Origin of the sequence: Sulfurospirillum tamanense (assembly GCF_016937535.1) — a bacterium.
GTDB lineage: Bacteria > Campylobacterota > Campylobacteria > Campylobacterales > Campylobacteraceae > Sulfurospirillum_B > Sulfurospirillum_B tamanense.
Map to the genome: position 1 here is coordinate 44387 of NZ_JAFHKK010000018.1, position 9911 is coordinate 54297.

A 9911-nucleotide genomic window follows, 5' to 3' on the forward strand; every position below is an offset into this window, starting at 1 on the left:
TGCAGAAGATAAGTATAAGGCAAGAAAAAAAATAAGAGTATCGCAAAAGTGCTATTTTTCTTGTTTAAAAGTGCGAATATGCTACACTTAAACATGCAACGCCACACCACGACACAGCTGCACCGAGAGAAAATCAACGACGCGCTGTATAAAATACATCTTGACATCGCAAACCCTTTACATGTAAAGGATGTTGCCGCGTTTGTGTCTACCTCTATGTATCATTTTAATCGGCTTTTTTACGCGCATATGGGAGAGCATGTGCATGGTTATATCAAGCGCGTTCGCCTCGAAAACGCGGCCAATGCGTTGCTGTTTAATCCTCAGATGTCGGTACTTGAGATTGCTCATGCTTCAGGGTTTGGCTCGGGGGCTAGTTTCACCCATGCCTTTAAGGACTATTTTGGTGCAACACCTACAAAATGGCGCGAAGTGGATAAAGAGAGCGAGGGCTGTTCGCGCCCCATTACCCCCCTATTAAATGCGCCAAAAATTGTGCGTCTCCCCTCTAGAAAGGTAGCGTATGTGCGCCACCGTGGTTACGACCGAAGCATTCAAAATCCGTGGCTTAAACTTCTTGAGTGGGCTAAAGAGGAAGGCATCTCGCCTGACGCGCCTATGTTAGGGCTGCACCACAGCAATCCGCGGTTTGTTCCCTTGGCCAAATGCCACTATGTGGCCTGTTTGGAGATTAAAAAAACCCATTTTGCCAAAGGTGAGGTGGGGATTATGCGTATGCCAAGTGTGTTGTGTGCAATGTTTTCATTTAAGGGGAGGTATGGAGAATTCTTGAGTCAGATGGACAGCGTGTATTACGAATGGCTTCCCACGAGTGGTTTTGAAAAATTGCCATTACCCTCATTTGCTATTTATCATAAAAACCACTTTACGTCACCTGATGAAACCTATGTGCTTGATTTTTGCATTCCTGTAAAACACGCATAACCCATCCTTAACGCGACCTAGGGTATACTTCTTTTTTTTCAAGGAGCACCATTGCGGTCAACACTATCTCTTGCGGGCGCACTCGTATTGACGCTGCTTACTCTTTTTTTTGCCACGCACCGTTATATTTTGTCAAACTACTACGCGCTTGAAATTTCACAAAATGAACGCACGATTAGCGGCTTGTTGCAAAGCATCCATGCCCAAACTGATTTTGTAAAAAAAATAGCCAGAGATTATGCTGCATGGGATGATACTTTTGCTTTTGTAGAAACAGGCTCCCGTGACTTTATAAATACTAATTTTAGAGAAAACACCCACACGCTAGAGGAGCTTGAGGTTTGTGGGATGATTTTTCTTAATAGAAACAATCAACCCGTTTGGCAAGTTTTCTCTTCCGCTCTCCACGCCCCCAAGGTGCTGATGGAAAAAGTGCTTGCGCGTGAAGGCGTGGCGTCTGGGGGATTTGTGTTTTTGGATGAAGAGATTTATTTTTATGATGGTCATCCGATTACCAAATCAGATGCCAGTGGGCCTTCAAATGGGCGATTGCTGGTTGTTGGAAAATTGGACATCGTGGCACTTAAAAACCAAAACCCTGAGCTGATTGCGCTTCATACACTCTCTTCCTTTGTATCCAAGCAAAACCCACGGCATTTTACCGTAGCGGGCAGAGAGGTTGCTGTTGTGACCCAGTGGAAAGAGGAGAGGGCGGAGAATTTTATTCATATTGGCGGGCTTGATGAGGGGCAGGGGCTTTTCGCAATCCACGGCCGTGAAATGATGCTGCAAGGCAAGCGGGCTTTGCAGTTGTTTTTGCTAGTAGTAAGTAGCATGACAACGGTGATTTTTTTGCTTATTTTCTTTCGGCAAAAAGAAGCTCAAAAAGAGAAAGAGATTCTCAAGCAAACCGTTGCGTTGCGTACACAAGATTTAAAGCGCACTACTAAAGAACTTGAGTTGACGGTTGAAAAACTTGAGCGCATTGCTTATGTGGACGAACTTACGGGGGTTCAAACAAGACGGAGTTTTTTTGAGACGATTCGCTCCTTGCTAAAAAGTGCCGCCAAAGAGAAAAAGAACCTCTGTGTGGCGTTGATTGATTTGGATGATTTTAAACTCATTAATGACACGTATGGGCATGGGGCTGGGGATTTGGTTTTGAAAGATTTTTGCGATGCTTGCCGAAAGTTCCTAGATGAGCGTATGCTTTTTGCACGGATTGGGGGCGAAGAGTTTGTGATTAGTTTTTACGGCATGTCACTTAAAAGTGCCGAGGCCATCTGTGTAAAAATTCAGGATTATGTGGGTGAAAATCCTGTGGCTATCGATGCTCGTACCCACGTTGCGTATACCTTTAGTCTAGGGATGGCAGACAACGGGGATGCTGAAGATATCGATGCCATACTGCGTCAGGCAGATGAGCGGTTGTATACGGCAAAATCCCTAGGAAAAAATAACATTCGGAGTCGAAGCTAGAGGTTACTGTAGCCATGCAGACGCAATTCTCGGCGTTTTTGACCGTCGTGAAAACGGCGTTTTTCGAGATCTGTTTTTGGTTCAAAGGGCGGAACCGGCACAGGCTTTCCCTCTGGGTCTACGGCCACCATTGTAAAAAAACAACTGTTGGTGTCCATAACAGTTCCTTTCTGAATGTTTTCAGAAACCACCTTAATGCCCACCTCCATGGATGTTTTGCCCGTATAGTTAACACTGGCTAAAAACGTTACAAGATCACCCACATGTACCGAATGGCGAAAGACTACCTGGTCGACGCTCATGGTGACTACATAGCCCCCACAATAGCGTGATGCGCACGCATAAGCCACTTGGTCGAGGTATTTTAAGATGTCACCCCCGTGTACTTTGCCTGAAAAATTGGCTTTATCGGGCGTCATAAGCACGGACATGGTGAGCTTGTGTTTTTCAAAGGGTAACATTTCCACTAAACCATCCTTACATGTAAAGTTATTTGCCTTTTCCAGAGCGCTAAAAATGCTCTATTCAACGGCCACCACCTCTTTTTTGAGGGCTTCTTTGTCGATTTCCCCTTGGCTAGGACTCGTCAGAGGCAAGCGCAGTTTGTAAAGAATGCGCGTGGGAAGCATGTGGTTGGGCAAGTGTTTTTTGAGCTCAAAGAGTAACTCGTTTTTTGGAATCTCACTCAGAGCGCTATAGCACAAGACAATGGCTTCTTCGGTCGCTTCATCGGGGATGGAAAAGACCGCGCACTCTTTCACGGAGGGCACATGGTGGTACACTACCGTTTCGATTTCGTAAGGACTAACGCGAAAACCGCAGGATTTTATCATGTCGTCTTTGCGGTCCACAAAGTACAAAAATCCCTCTTCATCGCTATAGACATAATCACCACTGGCTACGACAATCTCATCGGTAAGTTGCCCCTCAAGGTCAACCACATTTTTGAGTATTTGCACGCTTTTAAAGCGTTGGGCTGTAGCATCGGGCGCATTCCAAAAGCCTTTGTAGATGTACCCGCCACGGTGAATCAGTTCGCCCACTTCGCGGGGTTTGCACGCATTGCCCTCTTCGTTTAGCACGTACACTTCCACATCCGGAATGGGCTTGCCGATGGAGTTTGGACGAATGGCAAGCTGAGACGGGTCAAGGTAGGTAGAACGAAAGGCTTCAGTGAGGCCATGCATAGAGTAAAACTTGGCATGGGGGTACAGCGTGGCAATGTGTTGGAGCATCTTGGGCGTGATTTTCCCTCCTGAGGAAGTGACGGTGCGCACATGGCGCAAAAGCTCAGGATGGGGCAAGCGGTGGCCGGGTTCTTCATCGACCATCAACGAAATGTGAATAGGCATGAGGGGCAGGATGGTCACCTTGTCTTGGATGAGGTGATTAAAAAAGTCTGAGGGCAGCACAAGGCGGTGTAAGGCGAGGGTGGCGTGTTTGTAAAGAGCGCAAAAAAGTTGGTTGAGGCCGTAGTCAAAAATGAAAGGCAAAATACCTGAGATAACGTCATGGGAGCGGATGTCAAGGTAGTGGGAAACTACCCGCGCCGAGTCGATGAGGTTGCGGTGGGTGAGGACGATGCCATTGGGTAAGGCGGAGGCGCCAAAGCTGTAGGTGATGGCGGCGTTGGCATGGCCAAGGATGGTACATGTAAAGCTTTTGGCACAACATTTGTAGATCTCTTCAAAAGAAACCAACGCCTTATCGCACGCTTCGTAGGTGATGATGGTGCCTTCAAAACTGCTCTCTTGCAAGGCGGGAAGCTTTTTGGCGTCGGTTAACACGCAGCTAATGGCGCAATCTTGAATGATGTGCTCCACTTGTTCGGGTTTGAGGAGTCTGGAGATGGGCACAAGGATGTACGGGGAAGAGAGCAGGGCGTAGATGGCGATGCATTGCTCTAGGGATTTGTGGGAGTAAATGCCCACCCGTGCTCCTTTTTTAAGGCCAAGGCTGTCAAGGTAGGTGGCCACTTGGTTGACTTTTTCAAAGAGTTCGCCGTAGGTGATGCGCCGCTCTTTTTCAATGAGGGCAATAGCTTCAGGATTGGTGCGTGCCGCGGTTTCAAGCAGGGTTCGGATGCAGTTAATCGACATGGTGTTCTCCTGTGATGCCAAGGGTCCAAATGGCGTAATGGGTGTCTAAAACCACCGCTGGAGCGTGGTGGAGGCCGAGGATTTTTTTGTAAAAAAAGTGCAAAATACTCTCGCACTCTTCCTGACTTAATACCTTAGTGATGCCGCCGGTGAGCACGATGCTCTCCAAGCGTTCAAGCCCCAAAGTAATGTAGCCTTGGTGAAACTTGGAGGTTTTGTATAGCACTAAAAAGATGGAGAGTTGCATGAGTACATGTAAGGCTTTTTCGCTGTGCTCTTCAAAGATTTTCTCTGTCACATCCAGCGTGCTTAAGAGTTCGTACACGTACTCGTTTTGTTTGGCCGCGTGGATGAGGCTCTCTTTGGATTTGTACACACCGAGTTTCTTAAAAACCAAGCGGTCGTAGGCGTTGCCCGTGAGCAAGCGTTCACTTACAAGGTCTTTGCTGTAGTGGATGTCCGTCGTCGCCCCGCCAATGTCAAGGACGATGAAGGGGTCCACGACTTCGAGTTGCTCCCCGATGCGTGGCAACGCGCGGTTGACGATGTAAGGCGTGGGGTAGATTTGGTTAGCGGTGATGGCGTAGAGTTCTTTGATCTCTTCTTTGCCCATAATGTCCGCTTGGTAGAGATTGGTGAGGGTGGTTTTTAGGGGTTCTTCTTGGATGTGTAAGCGTTCGTCAATGATGTTGGGCAAAAGGATAGCATGGGGAAGATTGGCGCTGATAAAGGGCGTATCTTGCGCAGTGCCTACGTACACAAGGTTAGTGTAGTTTAGGTTTTGAAGGTAGGTCAACAAGGCATCATCAAACACGCCATTGACGCCATCAATCCCGCCTACCAAAATGACTACGTCTAGCACGTCGCCTGGGACGGGAGCGTGGGCGATGTCTTTGTACAGGACGGTATCGATGATGTTGATGCCCGCGTTGTAGGTAATGTTTTTGGCGTATTTGAGGCTAAAGGAGTGGGTTAGGCCGATAATCAGCGTACTTAAACCACCATTTGCAGAAGAGCAGATGTAAATATCTTCTTTGGGTACGCCTTGGAGGAGTTCCCCACATTTGGCGCGTAAATCTTCGTGGATGGGGCGTGAAAAATCCCGAAAATGCTGGCTAAGGCCATGGGCGGAGGCGGTTTTGATGTAGGTGCTTCCCACGTCGATGAGTAGTTTCATTGCATGACTCCAATGTCGTGGATGATTTTTTCCACCATGGCGGTTTTGTTTTCAAAGCTTCCCGCTTTTGCCCGCTCATATGCTAGGCAACGCGCAGGGATAGGCACGTTACCTGGTTCCACGATGCGAATTGACCCACTGGGGTCGCGCAGGGTCAAGATGGCGTTGTGGTTGATGATGTGGGGCGAAAAAGGCACGTCGATGATGCCGTGCTTGATGGCGTTAAATGCCTTGCGCCACAAGGAGTCGGCAGGGTCGTTAAAGACCGCTTCCATGATGGCATGCACGGCAAGCTCTAAGTGTTCTTCTTCTTCGCCATCTTCAAACTGGGGCAGTCCTTGGACGATGCGCAAGATGTATTGGGTGTTGGCCACCGCTTGGGCGTTGCACTCCATGGTGGGGATGCCAAAGGCTTCGTCGCGGGTTTTGGTGATGATTTTATCGGCTCCTACCAATGTGGCAACGAGCGTGGCGGTGGTGATGAGCGCATCAGAGAACTCTTTGTTGCGCGGGAAAGCACCCATCCATTGGTGGTACACGAGCTGTGTTTTTGCACCCGCGCATCCGTGCAAGGCGGCGTAATGGGGGGCGAGTTTTTTGAGTACCTTGGCGGTGATGATGTCTTGGGAGAGCGAACCTGACTGGGAAAAACTCACCGAAAAACTCCGCACCCCTTCTTCCAAAGAAAGCAACATTTCAAGGAGTTGGATGACGATGGTGATGGCGGGAGGCACCAAGGTGGCGGTGAGTGGCCCAAAGGATTCGCGGTTGATGGGCAGGTTGAGCGTTGAGTAGTGGGCGCACACTTTTTCCACGTATTTCCAGTACAAAAAGGCCTTATCTAGCGGGAAGTTTTTGGAGTAAGGAAGCATGTAGGTGATGGGCCCGCCTTCAATCTCAAAAATCCCACTGGCAATGGCCGTTTCTACCAAGAGCCTTGCATCGGGCGTGCCATGGCGCAGGCTCACAGGGAGGTTGAAATGGGTCATCATTTTGCGCGTGGTGCGGTAGCCGTGGTTGATGAGCGGGAAGCCGTTGAGCATGTCGGTTTCGTTTTCTTCGGAGAGCATGAGCATTTTTTTGGCACTGGCGTAGTCGTTAAGGCGTGTGTGCGAATCAATAGTAATAGGCAAGACGTCGATGCCAGCCCCTGCAAAGGTTTCGTAGAGTTTGAACATTTTTTGGTACGTGGGAAAGCCCCCGCGAGGTTGGACGAGCATTTTTGTTTTGGTGGCGTAGTGGTGGGAGATGAAGAGGTTTTTATCGGCTCCCTTGACAAACTCTTCCACTTCGGCAAAGTCAAAATTGTCCACGTATTCGTTAGACACGATGGTCTGGCGCTCCCGCTCAAACAGGCTCATGCGCGCTCCTTCAAGTAAGCTTCCAAACGGTCAAGGCCCGTGTTGAGGTCGATTTGGTGAAACACGAGGTCGAAGCCGTAGGCTTGGTATTTTGGCACAATAGTATCGTGGTTGGCTTCGCCCACGGCAAGGTTGCCGCCAATCATAAAGGTGACGTTGCCAAAGTCGCGTTGGGATTTAATGAAGGGCAATTCACGGCACCATCCTTCGGCTTCGCCGTTGAGGGAAGAGATAAGCAAGATGTCTGCTTTGGTTTCGATGAGGGCATCGATGAACTCATCAAGGGAGGTGTTCACACCAAGGTTAAATACTTCAAATCCGCGGGCTTCAAGGGAGATGTGAATGAGACGGTTGGCAACAACGTGGATGTCGTTTCCAACTACACCAGTGACGACTTTCATGGGCAAGCCTAGTGAGGGAGTGGGCATAAGGAATAATGGGGGAAATTGTATCAAAAATATCTAAAAATGGTATAATCGGCGTATTATCAGGAGGTGCGCGATGGGGTTTTTTACAGCAGATTTTTGCGATACATGTAAGGAAGGGATTCAAGTCCTCGGGCCAGGATTTTCGAACTTTGGGGGCAAGAAAAAGATGAAAGGTTCGCTTGTTACAGTCAAGCTCAATGAAAACAACCAAGAACTCATCCGCGTGTTGGACGAGGCGGGCCAAGGACGCGTGGTGGTGGTGGATGTGCAAGGGGTGTACGTGGCGGTTGTGGGGGAGAATTTAATGAAAAAAGCCCTTAAAAACGGGTGGAGTGGTTTTGTGATTAACGGCTACGTGCGCGACGTGCATGCAACCAAGGAGATTGGGGTGGGCTTGTGGGCGCTGGGGACTTGCCCCCGAAAATGTCCTGATTTATTGCCTGGATTTGTGGACCACACGGTAGAGTTTGGCGGTGTAAAATTTGAGCCAGGTGCCTACGTGTACGCGGACATGGACGGGGTGATTGTGAGCAAGGAAGCCTTAATTTGAGCAAACGGTGTGCGATTATCGGAGCGGGTGCTTCGGGGCTTGTAGCGGCCATCGAGGCGGCGCGCGCGGGTTTACATGTAAAGGTGTTTGAGAAAAATGCCAAGTGCGGGCGTAAACTCTTAACCACAGGGAATGGACGGTGCAATATCACCAACCTCGCCTTGGGGTTAGAGCATTTTCACAGCAACGCCGTGGATGTAGTGGTGCGGGTGCTTGCGGGCTTTGACACTAAGGCGTGCATGGCGTATTTTAAAGCCTTGGGCGTGGAAATCGTAGCAAGCGAAGGGGAAAAATGTTTCCCCATGTCCTTTCAAGCCCGCACGGTCGTGGAGATGTTAACCTTTACATGTAAAGCCTTGGGCGTGGAGTTTTCCTTTGCGTGCGAAGTCTTACATGTAAAGAAAGAAAACGGCGTGTTTGCCCTTGAAACACAAGAAGGCGCTCAGGTATTTGACGCGGTGCTTGTTGCCACGGGCGGGATGAGTGTACCGACCCTTGGGAGCAGTGCGAGTGGTTTGATGTTTGCGAAGCACTTTGGCCACCGCGTGCATGCGACCTTTCCTTCTTTAGTGCAACTGGTTACCAAGGAAGATGCAAGTTTGGCCAGTGGCGTGAAGTGGTATTGCGAGGTGAGCGTTGTGGTGGATGGGCGCACCAAGGGGGTGCACCAAGGAGACGTGTTGTTTGCAAGCTACGGACTTTCAGGGCTGGCTATTTTAGACGCAAGCCGCGAAGTGGTGGCAAATCTTGCCTTGGGGCACAAGGTGGCGGTCTGTTTGGATTTGTTTCCCACACTCTCTAAAGAGGCCTTAAAGGGGTTGTTTCAAAAGCGTTCATACCTACTCTCTACGATGCCTTTAGTAACGTGGCTAGAAGGGGTATTGCACCACAAGTTGGCCCGCTTGGTCTTAGAAAATCTGGGGCTTCATGGGGCAAGCACACTGGACACTAAAACCTTAAACCGCCTTGTGCACGGGTGTAAACGTTTTGAATGGGAGATAAAAGAGAGTAAAGGCTACGCTACGGCTGAGGTGATGGCTGGCGGCGTGGCGATGGAGGAGATTGACCCGTTAACCATGGGCTCACGCAAGGTAGGCGGGCTCTATTTTAGCGGGGAAGTGTTGGATGTGGATGGAGATTGCGGGGGATACAATCTCCATTTTGCGTGGGCGAGCGGGATTAAGGCGGGGCGCGGCATGGCCCGCTAGTAGAGTATTTTGCTTAAAAATTTCTTTGGCTGATTGTTTTTAAGAAAAAATAGATTATTATGAAGTGTTAAAATCAAAAAAAGGCTTTGCCATGAGGGGTCTGTTTCTTTGGTTGGCACTGGGTGCGCTAACGTTGCTTTATGCAGCAGTAGGGTCAGTGACACTGGTGGTGGGGGAAGCCCACGTGGTGCGAGGTGAGCAAACGCTCAATGCTGTATCGGGGATGACACTTTTGGAAAAAGACAGTGTAAATACCCAAGCAAACGGCCAAGTGCAGATGCGTTTTAGCGATGATACGATTATCTCTTTGGGAAAAAATTCAAGTTTTAGCATTGATGCGTACCTTAACGACGCGGTTGCGCCTCAGGCGAAGTTTGGTATAGCTCAAGGGACTTTTGGTGTAATGACGGGCAAGATTGGAAAAATCGCGCCACAGAATTTTAACATCCAAACTAAAACTGCGACTATCGGAATTCGTGGTACGCACTTTCGGGGGCGTACAAGTGAAGCAGGGGATGTGATTTTGTGTTTGAGCGGAATGATTCAGGTTGTCACCTTGTTGGGCGGTGCGAGTGTCGATGTGCCAGCGGGAACGTTAACGTATGTCATACCAGGCCTACCGCCATCACCACCACGCCCAGTAGGGCCCGCTGATATGGAAGAG

10 protein-coding genes are annotated in these 9911 nt (G+C 49.2%); 5 read left to right on the forward strand and 5 right to left on the reverse strand.

Features of this window, described 5'->3' with window-relative positions; translation table 11 throughout:
- The first annotated feature begins 93 nt into the window (after positions 1-93).
- The gene (locus JWV37_RS08735; RefSeq protein ID WP_205459412.1) at positions 94-945 is read left to right on the forward strand and encodes an AraC family transcriptional regulator; all 852 of its coding nucleotides are present in this window, start codon (positions 94-96) and stop codon (positions 943-945) included.
- 51 nt (positions 946-996) lie between these two features.
- Positions 997-2424: a sensor domain-containing diguanylate cyclase gene (locus JWV37_RS08740; RefSeq protein ID WP_205459413.1), complete on the forward strand. Its 1428-nt coding sequence runs from the start codon at positions 997-999 to the stop codon at positions 2422-2424.
- Here JWV37_RS08740 and JWV37_RS08745 read toward each other — a convergent pair.
- Genes JWV37_RS08745 through glmS form a run of 5 tightly spaced genes read right to left on the reverse strand, consistent with a single transcriptional unit; the run spans position 2421 to position 7462 of the window.
- Positions 2421-2885, reverse strand: a complete 465-nt coding sequence (locus JWV37_RS08745) for an acyl-CoA thioesterase (protein ID WP_205459425.1) — start codon at positions 2883-2885, stop codon at positions 2421-2423. The two genes, JWV37_RS08740 and JWV37_RS08745, sit on opposite strands and share 4 nt — an antisense overlap.
- A gap of 60 nt (positions 2886-2945) precedes the next feature.
- Complete coding sequence (locus JWV37_RS08750) at positions 2946-4523, reverse strand: AMP-binding protein (RefSeq protein ID WP_205459414.1); 1578 nt, start codon at positions 4521-4523, stop codon at positions 2946-2948.
- Positions 4513-5700 carry a glutamate mutase L gene (locus JWV37_RS08755; RefSeq protein WP_205459415.1) on the reverse strand — a complete coding sequence of 396 codons (1188 nt, stop codon included), beginning with the start codon at positions 5698-5700 and terminating at the stop codon, positions 4513-4515. The genes JWV37_RS08750 and JWV37_RS08755 overlap by 11 nt, the downstream gene beginning before the upstream one ends.
- Positions 5697-7061 (reverse strand): methylaspartate mutase, encoded by a 1365-nt coding sequence (locus tag JWV37_RS08760; RefSeq protein WP_205459416.1) that lies wholly within the window; start codon positions 7059-7061, stop codon positions 5697-5699. The genes JWV37_RS08755 and JWV37_RS08760 overlap by 4 nt, the downstream gene beginning before the upstream one ends.
- Positions 7058-7462, reverse strand: a complete 405-nt coding sequence (gene glmS, locus JWV37_RS08765; protein ID WP_205459417.1) for a methylaspartate mutase subunit S — start codon at positions 7460-7462, stop codon at positions 7058-7060. Before glmS ends, JWV37_RS08760 begins: the two co-directional genes overlap by 4 nt.
- A gap of 100 nt (positions 7463-7562) precedes the next feature.
- Here glmS and rraA point away from each other — a divergent pair, with 100 nt between their 5' ends.
- The 3 genes from rraA to JWV37_RS08780 form a co-directional block, all read left to right on the forward strand.
- Complete coding sequence (gene rraA, locus JWV37_RS08770; RefSeq protein WP_205459418.1) at positions 7563-8039, forward strand: ribonuclease E activity regulator RraA; 477 nt, start codon at positions 7563-7565, stop codon at positions 8037-8039.
- Positions 8036-9247, forward strand: a complete 1212-nt coding sequence (locus JWV37_RS08775) for a BaiN/RdsA family NAD(P)/FAD-dependent oxidoreductase (protein WP_205459419.1) — start codon at positions 8036-8038, stop codon at positions 9245-9247. Before rraA ends, JWV37_RS08775 begins: the two co-directional genes overlap by 4 nt.
- Positions 9248-9338: 91 nt before the next feature.
- Positions 9339-9911: FecR family protein (locus JWV37_RS08780; protein ID WP_205459420.1), on the forward strand; the 573-nt coding region annotated here is incomplete at its 3' end.

Coding starts and splice junctions, on each gene's coding strand:
- JWV37_RS08735 (WP_205459412.1), top strand. CDS start 94: ATGCAACGCCACACCACGACACAGCTGCACCGAGAGAAAATCAACGAC.
- JWV37_RS08745 (WP_205459425.1), bottom strand. CDS start 2,885: ATGTTACCCTTTGAAAAACACAAGCTCACCATGTCCGTGCTTATGACG.
- JWV37_RS08750 (WP_205459414.1), bottom strand. CDS start 4,523: ATGTCGATTAACTGCATCCGAACCCTGCTTGAAACCGCGGCACGCACC.
- JWV37_RS08755 (WP_205459415.1), bottom strand. CDS start 5,700: ATGAAACTACTCATCGACGTGGGAAGCACCTACATCAAAACCGCCTCC.
- JWV37_RS08760 (WP_205459416.1), bottom strand. CDS start 7,061: ATGAGCCTGTTTGAGCGGGAGCGCCAGACCATCGTGTCTAACGAATAC.
- glmS (WP_205459417.1), bottom strand. CDS start 7,462: ATGAAAGTCGTCACTGGTGTAGTTGGAAACGACATCCACGTTGTTGCC.
- rraA (WP_205459418.1), top strand. CDS start 7,563: ATGGGGTTTTTTACAGCAGATTTTTGCGATACATGTAAGGAAGGGATT.